The 22,913-nt window shown below is 42.8% G+C and carries 21 protein-coding genes, 1 other RNA gene and 1 pseudogene; 11 read left to right on the top strand and 12 right to left on the bottom strand.

Features of this window, described 5'->3' with window-relative positions; translation table 11 throughout:
* Positions 1–106 precede the first annotated feature (106 nt).
* Genes MMA19_RS19080 through MMA19_RS19095 form a run of 4 tightly spaced genes read right to left on the bottom strand, consistent with a single transcriptional unit; the run spans position 107 to position 2,922 of the window.
* Positions 107–520 (bottom strand): type IV pilin, encoded by a 414-nt coding sequence (locus tag MMA19_RS19080; protein WP_240206967.1) that lies wholly within the window; start codon positions 518–520, stop codon positions 107–109.
* Positions 510–1,763 carry a hypothetical protein gene (locus MMA19_RS19085; RefSeq protein ID WP_240206968.1) on the bottom strand — a complete coding sequence of 418 codons (1,254 nt, stop codon included), beginning with the start codon at positions 1,761–1,763 and terminating at the stop codon, positions 510–512. Before MMA19_RS19085 ends, MMA19_RS19080 begins: the two co-directional genes overlap by 11 nt.
* Positions 1,760–2,389 carry a hypothetical protein gene (locus MMA19_RS19090; RefSeq protein ID WP_240206969.1) on the bottom strand — a complete coding sequence of 210 codons (630 nt, stop codon included), beginning with the start codon at positions 2,387–2,389 and terminating at the stop codon, positions 1,760–1,762. The genes MMA19_RS19085 and MMA19_RS19090 overlap by 4 nt, the downstream gene beginning before the upstream one ends.
* Entirely contained in the window at positions 2,386–2,922 is a 537-nt protein-coding gene (locus MMA19_RS19095) for a GspH/FimT family pseudopilin (protein ID WP_261359916.1), read from the bottom strand. Before MMA19_RS19095 ends, MMA19_RS19090 begins: the two co-directional genes overlap by 4 nt.
* A 99-nt stretch (positions 2,923–3,021) precedes the next feature.
* Here MMA19_RS19095 and MMA19_RS19100 point away from each other — a divergent pair, with 99 nt between their 5' ends.
* Positions 3,022–3,444: a type IV pilin protein gene (locus MMA19_RS19100; RefSeq protein ID WP_240206971.1), complete on the top strand. Its 423-nt coding sequence runs from the start codon at positions 3,022–3,024 to the stop codon at positions 3,442–3,444.
* A gap of 46 nt (positions 3,445–3,490) precedes the next feature.
* Here MMA19_RS19100 and dnaJ read toward each other — a convergent pair whose 3' ends face one another.
* The 4 genes from dnaJ to grpE form a co-directional block, all read right to left on the bottom strand.
* Positions 3,491–4,630 carry a molecular chaperone DnaJ gene (gene dnaJ / locus MMA19_RS19105; RefSeq protein WP_006072513.1) on the bottom strand — a complete coding sequence of 380 codons (1,140 nt, stop codon included), beginning with the start codon at positions 4,628–4,630 and terminating at the stop codon, positions 3,491–3,493.
* Between the two features lie 305 nt (positions 4,631–4,935).
* The gene (gene dnaK / locus MMA19_RS19110) at positions 4,936–6,849 is read right to left on the bottom strand and encodes a molecular chaperone DnaK (protein WP_103881154.1); all 1,914 of its coding nucleotides are present in this window, start codon (positions 6,847–6,849) and stop codon (positions 4,936–4,938) included.
* A 280-nt stretch (positions 6,850–7,129) separates the two neighbouring features.
* Positions 7,130–8,404: a dicarboxylate/amino acid:cation symporter gene (locus tag MMA19_RS19115; protein ID WP_240206972.1), complete on the bottom strand. Its 1,275-nt coding sequence runs from the start codon at positions 8,402–8,404 to the stop codon at positions 7,130–7,132.
* Between the two features lie 274 nt (positions 8,405–8,678).
* Positions 8,679–9,287, bottom strand: coding sequence for a nucleotide exchange factor GrpE (gene grpE / locus MMA19_RS19120; RefSeq protein WP_006072516.1), 609 nt, complete (start codon positions 9,285–9,287; stop codon positions 8,679–8,681).
* A gap of 154 nt (positions 9,288–9,441) precedes the next feature.
* Between grpE and nadK the strand changes: the two genes are divergently transcribed.
* The 3 genes from nadK to bamE all read left to right on the top strand — a co-directional run bounded on the left by nadK (position 9,442) and on the right by bamE (position 12,705).
* On the top strand, positions 9,442–10,326 hold the full coding sequence (gene nadK / locus MMA19_RS19125; protein ID WP_006072517.1) for an NAD(+) kinase: 885 nt from the start codon (positions 9,442–9,444) through the stop codon (positions 10,324–10,326).
* Between the two features lie 184 nt (positions 10,327–10,510).
* Positions 10,511–12,175, top strand: coding sequence for a DNA repair protein RecN (recN, locus tag MMA19_RS19130; protein WP_006072519.1), 1,665 nt, complete (start codon positions 10,511–10,513; stop codon positions 12,173–12,175).
* A gap of 170 nt (positions 12,176–12,345) precedes the next feature.
* On the top strand, positions 12,346–12,705 hold the full coding sequence (bamE, locus tag MMA19_RS19135; RefSeq protein ID WP_240206973.1) for an outer membrane protein assembly factor BamE: 360 nt from the start codon (positions 12,346–12,348) through the stop codon (positions 12,703–12,705).
* Positions 12,706–12,763: 58 nt separating this feature from the next.
* Here the strand turns inward: bamE and MMA19_RS19140 are convergent, their stop codons facing one another.
* Both MMA19_RS19140 and MMA19_RS19145 read right to left on the bottom strand, forming a co-directional pair.
* Complete coding sequence (locus MMA19_RS19140; protein WP_107307153.1) at positions 12,764–13,129, bottom strand: RnfH family protein; 366 nt, start codon at positions 13,127–13,129, stop codon at positions 12,764–12,766.
* Positions 13,119–13,559 (bottom strand): SRPBCC family protein, encoded by a 441-nt coding sequence (locus MMA19_RS19145; protein ID WP_006072526.1) that lies wholly within the window; start codon positions 13,557–13,559, stop codon positions 13,119–13,121. Before MMA19_RS19145 ends, MMA19_RS19140 begins: the two co-directional genes overlap by 11 nt.
* Before the next feature lie 175 nt (positions 13,560–13,734).
* On the opposite strand from MMA19_RS19145, the gene smpB reads away from it, so the two are divergent.
* From smpB to MMA19_RS19160, 3 genes are all read left to right on the top strand, one after another.
* A complete protein-coding gene (gene smpB / locus MMA19_RS19150; RefSeq protein WP_006072527.1) occupies positions 13,735–14,220 on the top strand; it encodes an SsrA-binding protein SmpB in 486 nt (161 codons plus the stop codon).
* A gap of 67 nt (positions 14,221–14,287) precedes the next feature.
* Positions 14,288–14,654, top strand: a transfer-messenger RNA (tmRNA) gene (gene ssrA / locus MMA19_RS19155).
* A 165-nt stretch (positions 14,655–14,819) separates the two neighbouring features.
* Positions 14,820–16,058, top strand: a complete 1,239-nt coding sequence (locus tag MMA19_RS19160) for an integrase domain-containing protein (protein WP_240206974.1) — start codon at positions 14,820–14,822, stop codon at positions 16,056–16,058.
* A 791-nt stretch (positions 16,059–16,849) separates the two neighbouring features.
* On the opposite strand, the pseudogene MMA19_RS19165 reads toward MMA19_RS19160, so the two are convergent.
* Together MMA19_RS19165 and MMA19_RS19170 are read right to left on the bottom strand one after the other, a co-directional pair.
* Positions 16,850–16,954 (bottom strand): annotated as a pseudogene (locus MMA19_RS19165) (type VI secretion system tube protein Hcp); the annotation flags it as partial.
* A gap of 133 nt (positions 16,955–17,087) precedes the next feature.
* Positions 17,088–18,311 carry an amino acid deaminase gene (locus tag MMA19_RS19170; protein ID WP_240206975.1) on the bottom strand — a complete coding sequence of 408 codons (1,224 nt, stop codon included), beginning with the start codon at positions 18,309–18,311 and terminating at the stop codon, positions 17,088–17,090.
* A 215-nt stretch (positions 18,312–18,526) separates the two neighbouring features.
* On the opposite strand from MMA19_RS19170, the gene MMA19_RS19175 reads away from it, so the two are divergent.
* The 4 genes from MMA19_RS19175 (at position 18,527) to MMA19_RS19190 (ending at position 22,868) form a co-directional block, all read left to right on the top strand.
* Positions 18,527–19,390: a MurR/RpiR family transcriptional regulator gene (locus MMA19_RS19175; RefSeq protein ID WP_240206976.1), complete on the top strand. Its 864-nt coding sequence runs from the start codon at positions 18,527–18,529 to the stop codon at positions 19,388–19,390.
* A gap of 21 nt (positions 19,391–19,411) precedes the next feature.
* Positions 19,412–20,848 (top strand): D-aminoacylase, encoded by a 1,437-nt coding sequence (locus tag MMA19_RS19180; RefSeq protein WP_240206977.1) that lies wholly within the window; start codon positions 19,412–19,414, stop codon positions 20,846–20,848.
* A 21-nt stretch (positions 20,849–20,869) separates the two neighbouring features.
* A complete protein-coding gene (locus tag MMA19_RS19185) occupies positions 20,870–21,256 on the top strand; it encodes a RidA family protein (protein ID WP_240206978.1) in 387 nt (128 codons plus the stop codon).
* Between the two features lie 118 nt (positions 21,257–21,374).
* Positions 21,375–22,868 (top strand): sodium:solute symporter family protein, encoded by a 1,494-nt coding sequence (locus tag MMA19_RS19190; protein ID WP_240206979.1) that lies wholly within the window; start codon positions 21,375–21,377, stop codon positions 22,866–22,868.
* Positions 22,869–22,913: the final 45 nt, after the last annotated feature.

Genomic DNA, 22,913 nt, shown 5'->3' on the forward strand with positions numbered 1-22,913 from the left:
TTCACCATCATCTAAGCGCCTAATGCTTGCGACAATAACGCAAACCTTGGCTATGACTCTCAGTTCATTTACTTAATGGAAAAATGACACGATAGAGGCAAGAGAATTAGTCAAACTCACTACAGCGGGAAATCTGAGTAACCAGAGCAACATTGCGTTTCACTCCCAATCGATCAACCCAAAATACTTCAACCTCAACCGTCTTGATGCTTCCATTCAGAGCTACTTTCGAGACAGTCCACTTAACATCAAACACTGGATGTGAGTGGTCCTGTCCGTCAACAATATCCGTCATATAATCTGCAACAACTCGATTGGAAACTGAGGAGTCAGCCCCGCGAGTTCGAAACCACTCTAGCTTTGATTCCGCTAATGCTAGCGCTTGAGTACTTCGATAAGCAAAATCTGAGCGCTGCTCCATGTCGACTTGCATTTTCGCCAGACCTAACGCACTAATTCCAAAAAGGCACAATGCGACTAACACTTCAATGATGCTGATGCCACTCTGTTTAAAAATCACGCCACGCCCCCTTCTTCCATAGGTAACTGGAGGATGAAGAACTAGAATGAGTGATGACATCATGATTGTATTGAAAGCTTAAGGAATCTCGGAATAATGCAAGATGTTCTACATTGGAGTAATCAAAAAATGCGCCTCCAGTAATCATAAAACTGCCGTCTTGGTAATAAGCCGCAAGTGATTGATCTTCAGGAAAGTGTGTCGTAATACTGTCGCTTATTCCTAACTGTTGCCATTGCTCAATTGAAGGTTCAAAGTCTTGATTGAAATGAAACAAAACACCTTTAATGCTTGCTGCGCCTTGTATCGCAAATATACCTTCATGAACTAGTAACGTAATGCCGTCACTCGCTTCCGATAGCACTTTAATATCTGCTAAGTAATCATCCGATATGACACATGAGCCATTTATCCAAAGATGTAAGTTATTCTGTCGGAGCTGCTGGAGTATCTCTTCTCCACAGTTTTTTCGTTCCCAAAGGCCTTCTGCCGTTTGAGTTTCTAGGTTAATCTCTCTAAACATGCCGTTGGTTCTCACTGCATCATGTTGATGACGAGGAACACCAAAAAAATCTTCGAATACGCTAAACTGGTCGTCTTGAACAAAATCGTTAGCAAAACATTTGGGATTTGAAGAAGAGCTGCAATCACCGACGACAGTAGTTAAGTGCTCCTGCAAACACTTCTTATGACTCATAAACTCTTCACTAGGCACTGGACCATCACTCAATCCGCGATTAATTAATGAACCTTTTACTGAAAGGTGACCTTTGAAGCGAAATGCCGCACATTCCCAGCCTTCATCCACTTCCATACCAGGATCTGGCGTATTGATCACCAAGGACGATTTGATTTTAATACTTGCAGAAGTTTGTATTGCCCCTGACTTTAATTTGGAAGTTGCTGAAGCAAAACGCCGGCTGATAGTCTGGTTTCCTGATGTCGCTGAAGCCAATACATCACCAGTTATGCTGTCTGACCACAATTTTGTTGTCACGGATAATGTGTCATCGCAAACCTGAATGCTTGCAGGGATTTTCTGCGAAGGGAAATACTGAGCGATTGCGCATTCCACCCCACCTTCAGCGAGCCAGAAAGACTTTCGAGAGGTAATTTCGTTTTGTGCACGCTTGATCTCGTAAAATGTCGTCTTATACATACCAATAAACAACATCAAAGCCAAACTCAGCAATATTGAAGTCATCATTAAAGTGATCGCTCCTAACTGATATCTGACTCTCATTGACCATTCCTTACCATGAAGTCTCGATAAATGGATGCGATGACAGAAGGTTTTGCTCTTAAGTGTCCTTCCATCTCCAATTTAAGGTACTGATTGGTACTACTCGACGAGCCCACGTCACCGCTTATTAGCTCGAAGCGTGAAATCGCCACCAAGTTTGGTTCGAATACGGACGTACATCCCGAGATGGAGGAAAAACTAATGTCTCTTGCACCCGATGCCAAACTTGAAACTGAACGGCAAATCTTCAGTTTTTGGTTATCAGCATCAAATTGCCACACTACATTTTCAATTGGTTTGGTCACACTGGAGTCTCTGTCATCCCAATAAGCATATTGAACCGACATGCCATTGTTAGATACGTATACAGTTTGTGTTGAACCTTGAGGATTCAGCGTCGCATTATTAATGCCATTTGCACCAGAGCGTATAAGGTCATTTTGAATTCGCCGTGCTGTTGTTGACAGTGCTTGCTGAAGAATAAGTAACTGCGAGCGCTCGATAACATGACGTTGGATAGACATGTAGAAGGTTACAAGTGCCGATAGCACTAGCGTACTCAGAGCCATTGCAATGACAAGCTCTATCAACATGACTCCACGTACAAGATTATGGGCACTTCTCATTTAGGACAGGCTCCAAAGCCAAACTGGATCTCGCCAACATCACATACAATCACTCGACCAGAAACACTGTGAGTCCGAATATTGATATAAGACTCCTCATCACTGTAGGGCTGTAATTTGATAGTGCCATTAGACAGTGCCATTCCCGTCAAGTTATCAAACTTAATCCGATGGTTAGAATGATTGAGTGATAATCCAATGCCTTTAAACACCTCGCCTTTTATTTGCCTTAACAACCTGGCATCGGGATCATTAATATCAACACGATTCGTCACTTCAACACTCCAGTACTCCGTTTCTAGATGCTCTGAGAACCCCGAAAAATGAACCCATAACGGGGTGTTCTGTGCAATTGACTCGGCCTTTGTTTGCATTAACAGAGCATATAGCTCATTAGCGGCTCGCGTTACTTTGAGTTTCTTAGAAGCGTCTTGAAAGGTAGGAGCTACAGCAGAAAGCAGAGCACCAAGAACCGCTATTGCAATAACCAACTCAAGGAGTGAGAAGCCGCGAGATCTTTCCCAAAAAAGAATGAAACCACCTACAAATGACGACTAAGACTTGCGTTAAATCTAGCAGCCACGAAAACTATTAAAGTAAATGAAATGAGTTATTTAGGGCTAAGGAGAAAAATGAAATGCAATAAAAGTAACAGACTTCAACGTGGTTTAACCTTGGTCGAGGTTGCTATTACTTTAGCCATACTTGCAGTAATCACAGGTATTGCTTACCCAAGTTACCTGCAACAAGTTAGGAAGAGTCATCGTATGGTAGCGCTGAGCGATATGCTCGCTATTCAACACGAACTAGAACGCCGCTATGACAACGGCTATCATTTCGAACAAATCGTTTCTGCCGGCACTTGTTCGATCTGTGACTCACAAACGACGCGATATCGGTTTGAAATAACTGCTGGCAGCACCGTTGCCTACATCATTAAGGCAACGGCTCAATCATCACAACAACAAACGAAAGATAGCTGTCTGGATGATGATAAGTCGATGACATTAAACGCCTTAGGTGTGACCACCCCTGCAGCGTGTTGGGGGCAATAAAAAAGCTCGCGACTGGTCGCGAGCTTTAGTAATAGTTTGAATAATCTTAACTTGTTAGATCATCAAAGAACTTTTTAACGCCATTGAAGAAACCTTCTGATTTAGGCTTATGCTTATTAGCAGCATCACCACCGCATGACTCTTCAAATTCACGTAGTAGCTCTTTTTGACGAGAACTTAGCTTAACTGGTGTTTCAACTACAAGCTTCACGATAAGGTCACCTACACCGCCGCCACGAACACCTTTCACGCCTTTACCGCGCATACGGAACATTCGTCCTGTCTGGGTTTCTTCTGGCACTTTAAGGCTTACACGACCATCAAGGGTAGGAACTTCCACTTCGCCGCCTAATGCCGCTTGAGCAAAGCTCACAGGTACTTCACAGTATAGGTTGTTGCCTTCACGTTCAAAGATGTGATGCTCTTTCACGTGCACTTGAACGTACAAATCACCTGCTGGTGCGCCATGCTCTCCCGCTTCACCTTCGCCAGATAGACGAATGCGATCGCCGGTATCTACGCCAGCTGGAATCTTAACATTAAGTGTCTTAGTCTTCTGAATACGACCTTGGCCATGACAGCTATTACAAGGGTCTTTGATGATCTTACCTTGGCCATGACAAGTAGGACAGGTTTGCTGAACCGCAAAGAAGCCTTGACGCATTTGAACTTGACCGTGTCCATGACAGGTACCACAAGTTTGTGGCGAAGAGCCTTTCTTCGCGCCGCTGCCGTCACAAGTCTCACACTCAACGAGCGTTGGAACTTCAATCTCCTTAGAGATACCACGAACCGCTTCTTCCAGTGACAGTTCCATGTTGTAACGTAGATCAGCACCACGCTGTGCACGACTCCCACCACCACGGCGACCACCGCCAAAGATATCACCGAATACATCACCGAAGATATCACCAAAATCAGCACCAGCGCCACCAAAGCCGCCACCGCCCATACCACCCTGTTCAAAGGCTGCATGACCATACTGATCGTAAGCCGCTTTCTTTTGCGGCTCGGTAAGAATTTCGTACGCTTCTTTTACTTCTTTGAATTTCTCAGCAGCGGCTTCATCACCCTGGTTTCTATCTGGGTGATACTTCATCGCAAGACGCTTGTACGCCTTCTTGATGTCGCGCTCTGATGCGTCACGATCAACGCCTAATACTTCGTAAAAATCACGTTTTGACATATTGCTTGTTACCAATTACTTCGACAAACAGCCCGACGCTGTTTGGGGATTGTATCGTTCTAGATAAAGATTGGTGTCCTTATCTAGAGCGACATGACTCTCGTAAACTCACTTTTTACAAATTTGCGGGCGTAAAGGTTACCCCAAACGCCCGCATAAATCACTTTTCGAGAAACCAGTTCACTGAATTCTCTAAGCTATAAAGTTCAAGCTCAAGGAGGAAACGCGCAGTTTGCTTAGTTTTCATAGAGAAAGCGCAAATGAGCATTTCCGACGCCGAGATTGGGCTTTATAGAGACGAGAAATTATTTTTTCTCGTCTTTTACTTCTTCGAACTCAGCATCAACAACATCGTCGTCTTGCTTAGGCTGTTCGCCAGCTTCAGCGCCCGCACCTTGTGCTTGAGCTTGCTGTTGTGCGATTTCCATTAGCTTCTGAGCCGCTGCCATTAGCGCTTGAACTTTCGCGTCAATTGCTTCTTTGTCTTCACCTTTACGAGCTTCTTCTAGCTCAGTGATTGCTGCTTCGATCTTCTCTTTCTCTTCTGCAGGTAGCGCTTCACCAGCTTCTTCTACTTGCTTACGAGTACCGTGAATCATTTGGTCTGCTTGGTTACGTGCAGTTGCTAGCTCTTCGAACTTCTTGTCCGCTTCTTTGTTAGCTTCTGCTTCTTGAACCATTTTCTCGATGTCTTCATCGCTCAGACCACCAGACGCTTGGATAGTGATCTTCTGCTCTTTACCAGTCGACTTGTCTTTCGCAGATACGTGTAGGATACCGTCCGCATCTAGGTCGAAAGTTACTTCGATTTGAGGCATACCACGAGGTGCAGCTTGAATGCCTTCTAGGTTGAATTGACCTAGAGACTTGTTGTACATCGCTTGCTTACGCTCACCTTGAAGAACGTGGATAGTTACCGCGTTCTGGTTGTCTTCTGCTGTAGAGAAAACTTGGTTCGCTTTCGTTGGGATAGTAGTGTTCTTCTCAACTAGCTTAGTCATTACGCCGCCCATAGTCTCGATACCTAGAGACAGAGGAGTAACGTCTAGCAGAAGTACGTCTTTCACATCACCAGCTAGTACACCACCTTGAACTGCAGCACCCATTGCTACTGCTTCATCTGGGTTCACGTCACGGCGAGCTTCTTTACCGAAGAACTCGGCCACTTTCGCTTGAACCATAGGCATACGAGTTTGACCACCAACTAGGATTACGTCGTTGATGTCGCTTACTGATAGGTCTGCATCAGCTAGAGCAACTTTTAGTGGCTCAAGAGAACGTTGTACTAGGTCTTCAACTAGAGATTCTAGTTTCGCACGAGTCACTTTTACGTTCATGTGCTTAGGACCAGTTGCATCTGCAGTAACGTAAGGTAGGTTTACGTCAGTTTGAGAAGTAGAAGAAAGCTCGATTTTCGCTTTTTCTGCTGCTTCTTTAACACGCTGCATTGCTAGAGGATCGTTCTTAAGATCGATGCCTTGCTCTTTCTTGAACTCTTCAACTAGGTAGTTGATCATGCGGTTATCGAAGTCTTCACCACCAAGGTGTGTATCACCGTTAGTTGCTAGAACTTCAAATGTCTTCTCGCCTTCAACTTCGTCAATCTCAATGATAGAGATATCGAATGTACCACCACCAAGGTCGTAAACTGCGATAGTGCGGTCGCCGCCTTTCTTGTCTAGACCGTAAGCAAGTGCTGCTGCTGTTGGTTCGTTGATGATACGTTTAACTTCTAGACCTGCGATACGACCAGCATCTTTCGTTGCTTGACGCTGTGCATCGTTAAAGTAAGCAGGAACTGTGATAACTGCACCAGTTACTTCCTCACCTAGGAAGTCTTCAGCAGTTTTCTTCATCTTCTTAAGTACTTCAGCAGATACTTGAGGAGCAGCCATTTGCTGGCCTTTCGCTTCTACCCATGCATCACCGTTGTCAGCCTTAACGATTTTGTAAGGCATGATTTCGATGTCACGCTGAACTTCTTCGTCTTCAAAACGACGACCGATAAGACGCTTAATTGCAAATAGCGTGTTCTCTGGGTTTGTAACTGCTTGACGTTTCGCAGGTTGACCTACTAGCGTTTCGCCGTCTGTGTAAGCGATAACCGATGCGGTTGTACGCTCACCTTCAGCATTTTCGATTACGCGTGGTTTGTCGCCGTCTAGAACAGCAACACAAGAGTTAGTAGTACCTAAGTCAATACCAATGATTTTACCCATCAGGCTATCTCCGAATAAATTCTATTGTTTCGTTTGCAAGCTCCGGTATGGAGCGTTGAGCCGGCAATACACCCGCTCGCAATAGGTTTGTTTTATGTATGAACCTTAAATAAGGGCTGCAAAATGCTTTTCAAGGGAGGAAGGTAAAAAAAATTAAGTTTTTTGCCGAAGAAATTAAAAACTGTCTATAAAAGGGGCAACTAACCTCTTGAAAGCATGACTATCAATAAAAAAAGCGGAGCTTTTAAGGCTCCGCTTTGCAAATCGTTAAATAACGTGATTAAGCACGGCTTTCAGCAAGTTGAGCTTCCGAACCTTGCTCAACATCAAGCTCATTTTCGCTACCCGCTACAATCGTATTAACTGCAGTATCACCAACAACGTTAGAACTTGTACAGAACATATCATTAATACGGTCAACTGCAGCAACAATAGCCAGACCTTCTGGTGGCAAACCTAGTTGGTGCAGGATAACGCCGATCATGACAACGCCGCCACCAGGAACACCACCAGCACCAATAGAAAGTAGTAGAACTGTGAAACCTAGTGTAAATAAGTCGCTCATTTGAATTGGCTGACCAAACGCATTAGCGATAAAAATAGTTGCGATAGCAATATAAATAGACGCCCCTGCCATGTTCATCGTTGCACCTAGTGGAACACCAAAACCAGCTACCGATTTAGACACACCAATTTTGTCAGTCAAAGTACGCATCGTTACTGGAATCGTAGCGTTCGAACTTGCTGTTGATAGTGAGAACAGTACCTGCTCACGAGTCGCACGAATAAACTGTGAAGGAGTCATCTTGGTTGTTGCGCCCACCATTAATGGATACACAACAAAAATCCAAAGCACAAGGATACCAACAACCAGTGCCACATAACCTGCCACTGAAGCTAGCGTACCAGCATCTAGAGTTGCACCTAGTTGAATCATAAGAGCAAACACACCATAAGGAGCAAGACCCATGACTAGACCAATGAGCTTCATCATGATGTCGTTCGCTACTTTGAACGCATTCACAGCAGGACCGCCCTTCTTATCCAATGCTTGGATGGCAAGACCTGTCAAAATTGCCATAAAGATGATTTGCAGCATATCGCCATTTGCAAACGCCTGAATTGGATTGCTTGGAACGATATTAGTGATCATTGAGAAGATATCAGGGGTTGTGGTTGACGTAATCTCAACGGCTTGAGCTACTGTACCACCAAGGTTTGCACCCGCCCCCGGCTGAACGATCATACCGATTGTTAACGCAAAAGTGATAGCGACTACAGTATTAAGAATATAAAGCGCAAAAGTTTTACCGCCTAAACGGCCAAAAGAGTTGATGTCTTTAAGTTCTACGATACCGCAGACAATAGAAACGTATACGAGTGGAACAACAAGCAGTTTGATAAGCGAGACGAACATGCCGCCCACACCTTCAGCAAAGCCAAGTAGGTATTGGTCAAAAATGCTGACACCTGCGAATAAGTATTGAATCGCTGTACCAATTAGCAGGCCAGCAAATAGACCTATAAAGATCTTTTGGGATAGTGATTTATTCATTCATAAACTCCAGAATGTTGTGTTTAGTCCCTGTGTTTTTATAGTTATTTACTTTCTTATTAGTAGAAAGCTCAGGGCATCTTACAGATCTGAAGCTCAAAATAAAGCATTAATTTTACATTTTGTTATCCAAAATTTAAAATACTATCACCTATTTTTTCAAAGGTAATTAGAACAAATAACTAAAAAAAATGAAGCCCATAAGGCTTCATTTCTCTATAAATCAAAAACAAGCGGGATAAACCTCTAGTGTCAATCCCTAACTGTTTGCTTGTTATTTAGACACCATTACCATAGCTGGTCTGATCACGCGGCCATTTAGCTCGTAACCCTTTTGCATAACAAACATTACGGTATTAGGTTCATGATCAGCACTTTCCTGAATAGACATCGCTTGGTGCAGCTCTGGATTGAACGCTTCACCTTCAGGGTTAATTTCTTTCAAGCCAAATTTAGCTACCACATCAACGAACGTTTTGTGAGTTAGCTCTACGCCTTCAACAATCGGTTTTACCGCTTCATTCTCTGTGTCAGCAGCAGCGATAGCGCGCTCAAGGTTATCAATTACCGGAAGCAACTCTTCAGCAAACTTATTCAGTGCATATTTACGTGCTTTATCGATCTCTTGTTCTGTGCGGCGACGCATGTTCTCAACGTCTGCTTTTGCACGAAGCACAGCATCTTGCTGCTCTTTTACTTTCGATTCACTCGCTAGCAAAGCTGCTTCTAGTTGAGCAATTTTCGATTCTTGAATATCTTGCTCGGATTCTTCGTTCCACTCAACATCAGCGTCAGAACCAACTACATCAGCGTCAGCTTGCTTCGCTTCCGCTTCTTGCGTGTGCAGCTCTTCTTGGTTTACCTTATTTTCTTCGTTGCTCATGGTTTCTCCGGAATACTCAATTCAAGGCAATGTAGAATATGACTTGCCCATAAAACTTGGATCAAAATCATACCAAACACTGCATATATACATACTTTGGGTATATTATGGGGATGAAGATTTGTGATTCAAGCACTATTAGTTTGGAAGTGATATGAAAAAACCCTTTGAGGTGATCGCCATCATAGGCAAACCAAGAGCACAGAAAGCCGTTCAGACCCATAAAGAACTGTTTCACTGGCTCACCTCTAAAGGCTACAAAGTATTGGTGGACGACCGGCTTATCGACATTCTCGTCGATATCCCACGACAACACTTTTTTAGCCTAGTCCGTATTGGACGTGAAGCTGATCTAGCCATTGTGGTTGGAGGTGACGGTAACATGCTCGGAGCAGCACGAGTTCTCTCGCGCTTCGATGTTGCGGTTATTGGCGTCAATAGAGGTAGCTTAGGGTTTTTGACCGATTTAAATCCAGAAGGGTTTGAAACCTCTCTTGAGGCCGTACTTCAAGGGGAATTTCGTGAAGAAGAGCGCTTTCTTCTTGAAGCCGAAATTCATCGTCATGGCCAGATAAAGAGTCATAATGCCGCTCTCAACGAAGCAGTCCTTCACCCTGGACAAGTCGCACATATGATCGAGTTTGAGGTATACATAGATGATACCTTTGCATTTAGCCAACGCTCTGATGGGCTAATCGTTTCTACACCAACGGGTTCAACAGCCTATTCGCTTTCAGGAGGCGGTCCTATTCTGTCCGCAAACCTAAATGCGATTTCGCTGGTGCCGATGTTTCCTCACACTCTCTCTAGTCGCCCTTTGGTTGTCGATGCAAATTGTCGCATTAAGCTGATTGTCTCCCCCGATAACCGAGGCACTCAAGAAGTCAGTTGTGACGGGCAAATCTCCTTACCTGTCTCACCAGGTGACGAGATTCATATTTACCAAAGCCCAAATCGCCTGAAACTGATTCACCCTAAAGACTATAGCTATTACCACGTCCTAAGAAACAAGCTTGGCTGGTCAAGCAAATTGTTTTAAAAATCATATTGATGAACCTCAGCACATAATGCTGGGGTTTTCGTATCTAGCGTTAACATTGACGACAAATTCAACAACAGTGCGTTCAATCACATAAAAAAACACCTGTACAACTTTACTGTATAAAGAAACAGTATATACTGAATTTACATACAGTAATGTTCATTTAAACAGGTAACTAAAAATGCTGTCTCATCTAAGTGTTAATAATTTTGCCATTGTAAAATCTCTGCAGTTAGAACTCAGTACAGGTATGACAACCATCACCGGTGAAACTGGCGCAGGTAAATCGATTGCGATTGATGCACTAGGACTTTGCTTAGGTGGCAGAGCGGAAGCAGGAGCCGTTCGCGCTGGTGAAGATAAAACCGAAGTCACCGCGGCTTTTGTTATCGAAAACAACCAACAAGCAACACGTTGGCTGGAAGATAATGACTTGTTTGATGGCACTGAATGTATTTTAAGACGCACCATTACCAAAGAAGGTCGTTCGCGTGCCTTCATCAACGGCAGCCCTGTTCCGTTATCGCAATTAAAATCTCTAGGGCAGCTTCTAATCAACATCCATGGTCAGCACGCTCATCACCAGTTGATGAAAAGCGATTACCAATTGTCACTGCTAGATCAATACGCTGGTCACACTAATTTATTGCAACAAGTTCGCAATAAATACCAAGCATGGCGCAGTGCCGATATTGCACTCTCCCAATTAAAAGAAAACAGTGCTAATAACCTCGCTCAGCTTCAACTTTTAGAGTACCAAATAAAAGAACTTAATGAGCTAGCGATTGGCGAACAAGAGTTTCCCGAATTAGAACAAGAACATAAACGTCTATCAAATAGCGGAGAGTTGGCAATCACCTGTCAGCAAGCCATTGATATCATCTATGAAGGTGAAGAAGTCAATGCATTAGGTATGCTTCAAACTGTGAGCAGTAAACTGGTTCAACTTGCCGAGTTAGACACCGAATTGACTGCCCTACCCAATATGATTGAAGAAGCCATGATTCAGTTAGAGGAGGCCAATACCGAGCTGCGCAGTTACCTTGATAAGATTGATGTTGACCCTGAACGTATGGCCTATGTAGAAGAACGCTTTTCAAAGATTATGTCTCTGGCTCGAAAACACCATGTGATGCCCGAAGAGCTGTACCAACATCATCAAGATCTTCTGGGGCAAATTGAAGCACTAGACTGCTCCGATGAAAAGTTAGCGGCAATGGAGGAAGAAGTCTCTGCACATTTCGACGCTTACGTGCGCTCATGTGAAAAGCTAAGTAAATCTCGTGGACGCTACGCGAAAGAGCTCAACAAATTGATCTCACAAAGCATGCATGAATTGAGCATGGAGAAGGCCAAGTTCGCCATTACTGTTGATTTCCAGCAAGAGCATCCTTCACCAACAGGTATGGATAACGTGGTATTCGTTGTTTCCACCAACCCAGGTCAACCAATGCAACCAATCGCGAAAGTAGCCTCTGGTGGTGAGCTATCTCGAATCTCACTCGCGATTCAAGTCATTACTGCACAAAAAGTTGACACACCTAGCCTCATCTTTGACGAAGTAGATGTGGGTATCAGTGGTCCAACAGCAGCAGTCGTAGGCAAAATGTTACGTAAGCTCGGAGAATCAACTCAGGTACTGTGCGTTACCCACTTACCTCAAGTTGCGGGCCATGGCCATCAACAGCTGTTTGTTACGAAAACTACCAAAGCCAACAAAACTGAGACCAGTATGTTGACGCTAAACGAACAACAACGCATCAGTGAATTAGCACGGTTACTGGGCGGTAGCCAGATTACCGATAGCACACTGGCCAATGCGAAAGAGCTATTAATTGCGGCGTGATTGCGGGACTTCACGATAGTTCCATCGGATTGTTTTTTTAAACAAGGATTGTAAGCTAACTCATAAAATAGCGTCTCTAGTTACAATCTAAGACAGACAAGTTTTTACTTCTGCTTCATCCTTGTTTATTATCTTTGCAGTCTCAAAAATCAAAGTCGTAAATTAAAGCTATGCAATTAAAAAAGTGGTTTATCGCATTACCACTCGCGCTCACGATGCTGACAGGATGTTCAGTGATCGAAAAAATCGTTTATCGTATCGATATCAACCAAGGTAACTTTGTTGAGCAAACGGCTGTTGAACAGCTACGCTTCGGCATGACAAAAGAACAAGTTCGTTTCGTACTTGGCTCACCTATGCTGATTGAAAATGGCTACCCAAATACTTGGTATTACATTTACCATGCAACGAAAGGTCACGATGATCCAGTGCAACGTAATCTGGTTGCCAACTTCGATGCAACAGGCACTCTCACCAGTATCTCTGGCGATTATGAGGCCAGTGACCAGTTCTACGAAAGCCTAAACTAGACATCAAAAAAGCTCGCATTTAGCGAGCTTTTCTATTTGAGTCTTTTAAACGTCACCACTAACTGGATGTAGATTCAGACTTTCTCTGCGCAGCAGGTTTTCCACCAGTAACTGGGTCAGCGGTTCCAGCCATTTTGGCCTGCTCTGCTCTCTTACGTCGAATTTCTTTCGGATCAGCTAGCAACGCACGATAGATTTCAATACGGTCTTTATCTCGTACTGTCGCGTCCAGCTTAACATTACGACTAAACACACCCACTTTATTGTTTTCAAGATCAATCTCAGGATAAACCGCTAAAACGCCTGACTTTTGAATGATCTCTTCGACCGTTGACTCGTGATTTACAACCAGTTGAAACACGCGCTGCTCGTGAGGTAGTGCATACACCACTTCGACATGGATAAGCTGACTATCAGCACTCATAGGTGTACACCTCTTTGGCACGCTTGGTAAATGCATTGACCATATTACTAGTCACATCGTGGAAAATCTTACCAAACGCCAATTCAATCATTTTGCTCGAAAATTCAAACTCTAGCTTCAGCTCCACTTTGCAGGCCTGATCATCAAGAGGAATAAAGGACCAAACGCCCTTCAACATCTTAAATGGACCATCGACCAATTCCATGAAAATTTCGCTGCCATGCACCAAGGTATTCGCTGTCGTAAAGGTTTTACTGATCCCGGCCTTTGATACATCGACCGACGCCACCATACCTGAGTTCGATAACTCCAAAACTCGAGAGCCAGAACAACCAGGCAAAAACTCATGGTAACTGTCAACATCATTGACCAAGTTAAACATTTGATCAGCACTAAACATCACCAATGCTGAACGCGTCACTTGTTGCATAAAATTTCCTCAAAATAAAAGGCTGCCTCCGATTCTACTGTTTACCTTGAGTTAGCTCAAGTTACTCGACCTTACGTTTCGTCATAATCAAGCACACACCCTTGTTGCTAATTTATCAATCAAGCACATAAAAGCCTTTCCTTAATCCAAAAACAGACCTTATAATGACTCCATTATGGTAAAGAAGAATTCAAAGAAAAAAGCGGGTAGCAATACCATCGCTCAGAACAAAAAAGTTCGCCACGAATATCACATCGAAGACGAAATTGAATCTGGCATTGAGCTGCAAGGATGGGAAGTAAAATCACTTCGCCAAGGCAAAGCTAATATCGCAGAAAGTTACGTCTATATCCGTGATGGTCAGGCGTACATCAGTGGCATGTCTATCATTCCACTTAACCAAGCATCTACACACATCGTGGCTGAACCGACTCGCGTTCGTAAACTACTGATGCACCGTCGTGAACTAGACAAACTTATTGGTTTGGTTAACCGTGATGGTATGACATTAGTAGCGACTGCACTTTATTGGTCTCGCTCTTGGGCGAAACTCAAAGTCGGTGTTGCGAAAGGTAAAAAGCTTCACGACAAACGTGCTGATCTTAAAGAAAAAGATTGGGCTCGCGATAAAGCACGAATTATGAAGAGTAATTTGCGTTAATAGTGACCACTTAAACTTGCAAAGCTAGACAGCGTAAGCTTTTCTGGTACTATGCAAGGAACACTTTGGGGCTGATTTAGGATTCGACAGGAATTTTGCAGTCTGAGGTGCATGCCGTGGGGCGGTTGGCCACGTAAAAAGCCGCAAAAAAATAGTCGCAAACGACGAAAACTACGCACTAGCAGCTTAATAACCTGCTCAGAGCTCTCTCGCCCTAGCTTCCGCACGTAAGACGGGGAATAACGAGAGATCAAACCCAAACGCGCTAGCCCGGATTTTCCCACCTGAGAGATGAACGGCGAATTATAATTCAGGTTAGCCATTAACTAGCGTGTCGGTTCGCAGGTTGGTGGTGAAATTAAAGATCGACTAAGCATGTAGTACCAATGATGAATGGTTTCTGGACGCGGGTTCAACTCCCGCCAGCTCCACCAAATCTACATTTAAAGACGTCCTAGGGCGTCTTTTTTTGTGCCTACAACAACGTAAAATCAATGACTTAGCGTACTTTGGCGTCTTATACTATCCCATGACTTCTTTGATCTTTAGGTACATCACAAGGTACACTGAATTTAAGAGTTCAATATGGTGTACCCACAATGGCAAAAACAACAACACGCCTTACCGACAAGGAAATCAAAGCATCAAAGCCAACCGATAAGGAATACAACCTTTTCGATGGCGAAGGACTTCGCTTGCGCATCAAACCGAATGGTTCAAAGCACTGGATACTCAATTACTATCGGCCAACCAATCGCAAACGAGCTAACCTGAGTCTCGGCAAGTACCCTGACCTATCCTTGGCCAATGCTCGCAAGCTGACAATGGAAGCGAAAGAACTCCTAGCTCAAGGCATAGACCCTCAAGAAGAGCGAAAGCGCCACCAGCAAGAATTAAAAGCTGTTCATGAAGACACCTTCCTCAATGTGGCGACCAAGTGGTTTGAAATCAAAAAAGATGATGTCACTCCCGACTATGCCGTCGATATATGGCGCTCTCTTGAGTTGCACATATTCCCTCACCTATCTGATGTACCCGTCCGTGAAATCAACGCTCCGCAAGTTATAGAGCTTCTCAAGCCAATTGAAGCCAAAGGCAGCTTAGAGACCGTCAAACGTCTTGCTCAGCGCCTCAACGAAGTAATGAACTATGCGACCAACTGTGGACTCGTGCAAGCCAACCCACTAACAGGTATCAAAGCTGCATTCAAAAAGCCCAAGAAAGAGAACATGGCAGCCCTAAAGCCTGCAGAGCTACCTGAACTTATGAGAGCAATCGCTAATGCCAGCATCAAACGTACAACGCGCTGCCTGATTGAATGGCAACTTCACACAATAACACGTCCTAGTGAAGCCTCTGGAGCTCGCTGGGAAGAAATTGATTGGGATGAGAAGATTTGGACCATTCCAGCAGAGCGAATGAAAAAACGCAGAGAACATCGTATTCCTTTAACAGAGCAAATGCTTGAGTTACTGGAAGTAATGAAGCCAATCAGTGGGCGCAGAGAGTTTATATTCCCTTCAGACCGAGACCCTAAGAAGCCATGTAATAGCCAAACAGCTAATATGGCACTCAAACGTATGGGGTTTGCGGGGAGGTTAGTTAGTCACGGCTTACGTTCGCTAGCGAGTACCACACTAAACGAACAAGGTTTTGATAGAGATTTGATTGAATCAGCTCTAGCCCATGTTGATGACAACCAAGTTCGCAGCGCCTACAACCGTACTGATTACTTAGATCGTCGCCGACCAATGATGAGCTGGTGGAGTGGTCACATAGATCAAGCTGCGCAAGGTAGCCTTTCGGTTACTGGAACAAAGCAGCTTAAAGTAATATAGCTTCCAAATACTCATCACATGGAAGCTGGCGTGCCCTTAGAGCTTAAATAACAACAACTTAAACACATTAGAGCGATAGATAAAAACACAAAAGGTACGGATAAGGGTACGGGGCATTAGATTATTCACTAAATTCAATTCCTCTTTCCCTGAGCAAAAACTAGGTTAAATACCTTATACCAATGATATCGATTCACATTCTCACCCATAAGTTATATTAAGACAACTCCCCGAGCAATTAAACAGTACAAATATCCGTTTAATTGTTATCCATCCAAAACAATTTCACATATATATCACTCTAGGAAATATCCAATCTAATTTATTCAAAGGAGAATAAAATGGAATCCCCAGTAAGCCATATCACCCCTGAAGTAGCAGAAATGATTAATTTTTAACCACACTTAATGGTGTATGGGCAAGTAGGAATATAAAGTCGATAAATTCGTACAGCGCTCTTAGTGAAATAGAAACAGCTCATATCATAATGATCGTGATGGCTAAATCACTGAGCCGTTGTTTCCTCCAATACTTACTCTGTGTGCTTTTCGCCCCCTCCTTTATTTTTCTCTTCATTAATTCAAATGGTCAAGAAGCGCAGTTAGTAAATGATTTGGTTATATCACTTCCAGTTGGTTGTTGTATAACGAAGTGTAGGCTTAAGGCTACGACTATCAATCAACACCAATATCGTCGCATAGATGGTATGGTGCTTTATCCTAAATGAAGTTACGTACAATGCCGTGCACTCGCTAAAACTCTTAAATATCACCTTCCTCTGCGGTTCTATCCAGCATTTCATCTTCATGACCTTCAACGTAATAATCGGCCGTGCAAGCACTGGCAGTGATGTAGCCCTTGAGTGGCGCCTTGAATATATAACATGGAATTGAAATAACTCTTTTCCTTATGATTTTAAACGTGAATGACACAACCTAATTGTTGTGCCACCACATGGCAATATCTATGCAAAAACACTGTTGAAATGAATATTTTCCATTTGATTCATACTGGCGCTGTATCGACTAATTAAAATTCCGTTTTAACCCATTCTGTAACTTGGTCTTGATCGTTGGTAAGAGCAACGTAGCGCCATTTATCAAAGGTGATACATGGGTGAGAAGTTGACAGTACCAGTATATCTCCCACTTCTAATGGGCAATCGGCTTCCACCTGCATAAACATATGTTGATCCATTACTGCGGTTGTTGTAATGCTAGAGGTATCAAAAGTAATCAACTGACCATCACGGTAGACTCGCTCAAGCATCGGTAAATCCGCATCAAATGCGACATCGCGCTTACCTACGTTTACGATGACTTTATTGACTTCCGGGCGAGACTGTACATAAGCCCACACTTCAATAGCCGATATCAAATCACCTGGTAATGTTTCTGCTAATACAGTTGAGCGGCTTAAACGTTCACGGACTAAACTTTGTGCTGTTTGGTAAATACCACGGTCATGAGATATGTAGCAACCAGGGCGAATGATTTTATTAAACGAATCCGGAATACTAGCCATCATCTCAGTAACTAAGTCGTAAAAAGCAGAGCCTGCGCCAGTTAAAATTGGCTGCTCAGTATCAAAGAGGGCTTGTTGTTGGTATTCGAGAGCTAACCTCGACACTTCTTGTAACAAGTCGCGGATTTCTTGCTCTTCATTGTCTCCATGAATGACGCCTTCATAAAACTCAATACCTTGTAGAGAAAGGGAATCAGTGTTTTTGATGAAAGTGACAAGTTCAATGGCTTGCTTTGCTGTTCGGACACCACAACGACCGCCCTCGACTCCAAATTCAAGTAATACGTTAAGAGAGCTGTTCTTATCAACAAAAAATTCAGCCAGTGCTTGAGCATTTTTTAATGAATCGACACAGACATATAGTTGACAATCGCTTTGTGTGATCAATTGATGAGCAAGTTCAAAATTCGACTTTCCAACTAATTGATTGGCTAGAATGACATTTTTAGCTCCGCACTGATAAGCGACATAGGCTTGCTGAATGGTCGCCATGGTAATACCCCATGCACCTGCGGCGAGTTGCTTGCTGATAATGGCCGGAGTTAAGCTGGTTTTACCATGAGGCGCGAGCTGAACATTAAAGGTTTCAGCGAAGTGTTTCATCCAAGCAATGTTATTTTCGATTGCGCTCATTTTCAACGTTGCACAAGGCAAGCTCACTTCTTCGTTTATTAAGCTATAACCATAGTCTTCATGATAGATAGCAGGCATACCTTTTTGACTTTTCATTGTTTCTTTTTGGTTGTTATTTTCATATTTATATTGCATTATTTTATTCTCATGTATTTTCAATCATTATGTAAATGTTTGATTTTGCTGAAGTTTAACTGATAGTTAAAATTTTTCTGACAGAAATTTTCATAAATAATCTCTCTTTATGAGTTTTATCTCACAGAAATATAGTCAAAGTAAAGGGATACTGATCCCACAGTTTGGAACTCGTTATGAATGTTGAAATCGATATTGTCTCTCGAATAAATGAGGTTTATCCGGAATTAAAAGGGACAGAAAAAAAAGTCGCTCACGCGATTATTGATGATCTGGAATTTGCCGCTAGTGCCAGTATTACCGAGTTGGCAGAGCAAGCGGAAGTTAGTGAGGCTTCAGTCACACGATTTAGTAAGACATTAGGCTGCCGGAATATTCGAGAGCTCAAAATGAAAATCACTAAATCGTTAGCCATTGGTCAGCGTTTTATCTATGAAAAACCAGATGAAAGTGGTATTGGAGGTATTTACGAAAGTGCAAAGAATATTATTCATGCCAACCGCAATGCCATCTCAGAATATGCGCTAAATAAAGCATGTGAATTGATTGTCGGCTCAAGACAAGTATTAAGTGTTGGAATGGGGGGTGGCTCGACCATTATGGCGCAAGAACTACAATTTCGGTTATTCCGATTAGGTTTTGTGGTTACCGCTTATAACGATGGTTTGTTAAGTCGCATGGTAGCTTCCACCATTGATAAAAACGATGTATTTGTAGTGATGTCGGCATCGGGCTACACGCAAGAAATCATAGATGCTGCGGTTATCGCCAAACAATATGGCGCCAAGATCATTGCCATTACAAAACCTGATTCAGAATTGGCCAAAGTCAGCGATGTAACTTTACAGATTTTAAACGAGGAAGGGGATTTTATTTATAAACCTTCTACTTCGCGTTACGCCATGATGGTTGCAATCGATATATTGGCTTACCGATTAGCGGTGATGCAAAAGCAACGTTCGAGAGACAAATTAAGGCGAATCAAAATTAACCTTGACAATCATCGCTTAGGAGGCGATCGCCAGCCTCTCGGTGATTAGATTTAAATAAAGAGCATTCAGATGACGACGTATTTAATCAAAAATGTATCTGTAGTAGATGGAATGGCAACGCCTCGGTTTTTGTCTGATATTGAAATTGTTAACGATAAGATTGCTCGCATTGGCAATGGTTTAGAAAATGACTTTGCAATTGTTATTGATGGTAAAGGTTTAACAGCTGCACCTGGTTTCATTGACGTTCATACTCATGATGATACCAATGTGATTCGTGAACCTGAGTGTGAACCTAAAATCACCCAAGGTATTACCACTGTGATTGTCGGAAACTGTGGTATCAGCGCTTCTCCTGCTGATTTACAAGATCTACCGCCAGATCCAATGAATCTTCTTGGTAGTAAAGAAGATTTTAAATATCCGACATTCAAGCATTACGTTGAAGCGGTAGAACAAGCTCAACCTGCGGTCAATGTAGCGGCATTGATAGGGCACACAACATTACGTAATAACGCAATGAATGACTTGTATCGGCCTGCCAATACACAAGAAATTTTAGCGATGCGTTCACAATTAAAAGCGTCATTACAAGAGGGGGCTTTAGGGTTAAGTTCTGGACTTGCTTACGCTTCAGCATTTGACTCATCTTCGAGTGAAGTGGAAGAGTTAGCCACTGAGTTAACGGAACATCAAGCTATTTATACAACTCACATGCGCTCTGAATTTGAGCCGATTTTAGATGCTATGGAAGAGGCATTTAAAGTGGGCCGTGTGAATAAGGTACCCGTTGTGATCTCTCACCTGAAATGTGCCGGAGCTGGCAATTGGGGTAGAACCAACGAAACACTTAAATTACTTGATGACACCGCAAAAAAGCAGAATGTGGGCTGCGATTGCTACCCTTATTCAGCTAGTTCTTCCACATTAGATCTTAAGCAAGTGACGGATGAGTTCGAGATATTTATTACTTGGTCGGAAACTCACCCAGAACACGCACAAAAAACCTTGCATCAAATTGCCGAGGAAACCAATCAAACCTTAATGGAAACAGCAAAAATGCTGCAACCTGCAGGTGCAGTGTATCACAATATGTGCCCAGAGGATGTGGAACGTGTATTGCAATCTAAGCATTCGGTGATTGGCTCTGATGGCTTGCCAAATGATCCTCACCCACACCCTCGCTTATGGGGGGCTTTCCCACGAGTCATTGGCTTCTATTCACGTGAAAGGCAATTATTCTCACTTGAAGAAGCGGTAAGTAAAATGACAGGTAAATCAGCTCAACGATTCAACTTACTTGGCCGCGGGGTTATTCAAATAGGGGCATTTGCAGACATTGTCCTTTTTGATGCTAGCACCATTAAAGATGTGGCAACGTTCTCTGAGCCTAAGAGAAAAGCCGAAGGTATTCATAGTGTTTTTGTAAATGGTGGCTTGGCTTACCAACACAAAAATATTCAATCAAAGCGTTACGGACAATTTCTTCGTCGTGCTTCATATTAAGACAACATAAAGGTAACTCACATGTCAATTACACGTTACGGTCCAGAAGGTAAATCAGGTACGGGTGGTCAACACTTACCATTTTCAAATGCAGTTGAAGCTGGTGGCTGGTTATACGTTTCTGGTCAAACACCAATGACAGATGGTGAAGTCGTTGAAGGTGGTATTATTGAACAATCTAAATTAGCGATTGAAAACTGCTTGGACATCATGGTCAATTCTGGCTATAGCAAAGAAGATATTGTTCACATGAAAGTAGTATTAACCGACTCGCGTTATTTCCAATCGTTCAATAAAGTATTTAAAGAGTATTTTGGAGAGCACCCACCTGCACGTATTTGTATGGTAGCTGATTTAGTAGTTGATGTAAAAGTTGAAGTTGATTTGACTTGTTACAAAGTTAAATAATCAAACAAAAAAGATAATTTAAATCAAATAATTAAAGGCTCATTCTTTGAGCCTTTGGATTCCTACACTCTGATTTTTATAATTAAATAAACGTGAATTAAAAAACACGGAGGTTAATATGCACAGTACACTGTTTCTCTCTGGCTTTGCAATATATGTGATTTTTTGTATTTGGCTTGGATGGTTTGTTTCACGTAAACAAAAATCCGGTGAAGACTTTTTATTAGGTGGCCGTGGCCTACCTTTATTCTTGGTGCTAGGTACAACGGTTGCCACCATGGTTGGCACCGGATCTAGTATGGGGGCGGTCGGCTTTGGTTACTCAAATGGTTGGGCTGGAGCACTTTACGGTGTTGGTGGTGCCATTGGCATCTTATTATTGGCTTTTATTTTTGCACCGGTACGTAGATTAAAATTCATGACCATGAGTGAAGAGCTTTCTTATTATGTTGGCGGTAATAAGCTAGTTAAAAATGTCGTAGGCATTTTAATTTTTGTTGCTTCTATTGGTTGGTTAGGCGCACATATTCTTGGTGGTGGTTTATATCTCGCCTGGATTGCCGATATTGATTTAAATACTGCGAAAATTTTAATTGCTATCGCGTTTGCTATTTATGTTGTAATTGGTGGCTATACCGCAGTTGTGTGGACAGACACCATTCAAGCCTTGATATTATTCTTTGGTTTTATCTTGATGGCTGTATTCGCAGTTGACTATATTGGTGGTTTAGAGAATCTATATAACGGCATCGATCCTGCTGCGATCAGTTTCTTAGCCATTGATAAACTGGGTTTCTGGCCTGCTATTTCTTTGGCCTTTGTAGTTGGTGTCGGCGTATTGGCTACTCCATCTTACCGTCAGCGTATTTATTCAGCTAAAGATGTATCAACAGTAAGAAAGTCATTCATTCTTTCTGGTGTTTTGTATCTGATGTTTTCTATCATCCCAGCCATTATTGGTATGGCTGCTCACGTGATTGACCCAGGTTTAGAAAACAGTAACTTTGCTTTCCCATTCTTAGCAGCAACGGTATTGCCAGTCGGTGTGGCGTTGATTGTATTGATTGCTGGTCTGTCTGCAACTATGTCGAGCGCAAGCTCTGATGCGATTGCCGGTGTATCTATCCTGTTATGTGATGTGTGGAGTATGGTTACAGGTAAAGTGCCACCCAAAGAGAAGGCGATTCAATACTCTCGCTTTGCTTTAGTTGCGGTTATCGGTATTGCCTTACTGTTTGCATTGACTTCAAACGACATCATTAGCTATATCACCAAAATGATTGCGACAGTCATGTCTGGTATGTTTGTATGTGGCATTTTAGGTCGCTTCTGGAAACGTTATAACTGGCAGGGTGCAATTGCTACTTTAGTGTGTGCTTCTATTGGTTCTGTAAGCATTATCTTGAATGCTGATTGGAGTGCTTATTGGGGGAACCCATCTATTCCTTCCGTGATTGCTGCACTTGTCGGTGGGGTGATTATGACATTACTCACACCAGCTAACACAGTGTCAGATAAAGAAGCATTGGCGATCATCAATAAACAGCGTCAAGCGATGGAATCTGGTGAGTCTGATATTCAAGCTGAAGCTCGCGCAGAAAAAGTAGCATAAGCATAATAAAAACAAAAAGGTCATGTAACGTGGCCTTTTGAGGTT

The organism is Vibrio sp. CyArs1, from assembly GCF_022432925.1.
Classification (GTDB): Bacteria; Pseudomonadota; Gammaproteobacteria; order Enterobacterales; family Vibrionaceae; genus Vibrio; species Vibrio mediterranei.

Excerpts from the sequence above, each read along its gene's own strand:
- MMA19_RS19085 (WP_240206968.1), bottom strand. The coding sequence starts at position 1,763 with ATGAGAGTCAGATATCAGTTAGGAGCGATCACTTTAATGATGACTTCA.
- MMA19_RS19090 (WP_240206969.1), bottom strand. The coding sequence starts at position 2,389 with ATGAGAAGTGCCCATAATCTTGTACGTGGAGTCATGTTGATAGAGCTT.
- MMA19_RS19100 (WP_240206971.1), top strand. The coding sequence starts at position 3,022 with ATGAAATGCAATAAAAGTAACAGACTTCAACGTGGTTTAACCTTGGTC.
- dnaJ (WP_006072513.1), bottom strand. The coding sequence starts at position 4,630 with ATGTCAAAACGTGATTTTTACGAAGTATTAGGCGTTGATCGTGACGCA.
- dnaK (WP_103881154.1), bottom strand. The coding sequence starts at position 6,849 with ATGGGTAAAATCATTGGTATTGACTTAGGTACTACTAACTCTTGTGTT.
- MMA19_RS19115 (WP_240206972.1), bottom strand. The coding sequence starts at position 8,404 with ATGAATAAATCACTATCCCAAAAGATCTTTATAGGTCTATTTGCTGGC.
- grpE (WP_006072516.1), bottom strand. The coding sequence starts at position 9,287 with ATGAGCAACGAAGAAAATAAGGTAAACCAAGAAGAGCTGCACACGCAA.
- nadK (WP_006072517.1), top strand. The coding sequence starts at position 9,442 with ATGAAAAAACCCTTTGAGGTGATCGCCATCATAGGCAAACCAAGAGCA.
- recN (WP_006072519.1), top strand. The coding sequence starts at position 10,511 with ATGCTGTCTCATCTAAGTGTTAATAATTTTGCCATTGTAAAATCTCTG.
- bamE (WP_240206973.1), top strand. The coding sequence starts at position 12,346 with ATGCAATTAAAAAAGTGGTTTATCGCATTACCACTCGCGCTCACGATG.
- MMA19_RS19140 (WP_107307153.1), bottom strand. The coding sequence starts at position 13,129 with ATGAGTGCTGATAGTCAGCTTATCCATGTCGAAGTGGTGTATGCACTA.
- MMA19_RS19145 (WP_006072526.1), bottom strand. The coding sequence starts at position 13,559 with ATGCAACAAGTGACGCGTTCAGCATTGGTGATGTTTAGTGCTGATCAA.
- smpB (WP_006072527.1), top strand. The coding sequence starts at position 13,735 with ATGGTAAAGAAGAATTCAAAGAAAAAAGCGGGTAGCAATACCATCGCT.
- MMA19_RS19160 (WP_240206974.1), top strand. The coding sequence starts at position 14,820 with ATGGCAAAAACAACAACACGCCTTACCGACAAGGAAATCAAAGCATCA.
- MMA19_RS19170 (WP_240206975.1), bottom strand. The coding sequence starts at position 18,311 with ATGAAAAGTCAAAAAGGTATGCCTGCTATCTATCATGAAGACTATGGT.
- MMA19_RS19175 (WP_240206976.1), top strand. The coding sequence starts at position 18,527 with ATGAATGTTGAAATCGATATTGTCTCTCGAATAAATGAGGTTTATCCG.
- MMA19_RS19180 (WP_240206977.1), top strand. The coding sequence starts at position 19,412 with ATGACGACGTATTTAATCAAAAATGTATCTGTAGTAGATGGAATGGCA.
- MMA19_RS19185 (WP_240206978.1), top strand. The coding sequence starts at position 20,870 with ATGTCAATTACACGTTACGGTCCAGAAGGTAAATCAGGTACGGGTGGT.
- MMA19_RS19190 (WP_240206979.1), top strand. The coding sequence starts at position 21,375 with ATGCACAGTACACTGTTTCTCTCTGGCTTTGCAATATATGTGATTTTT.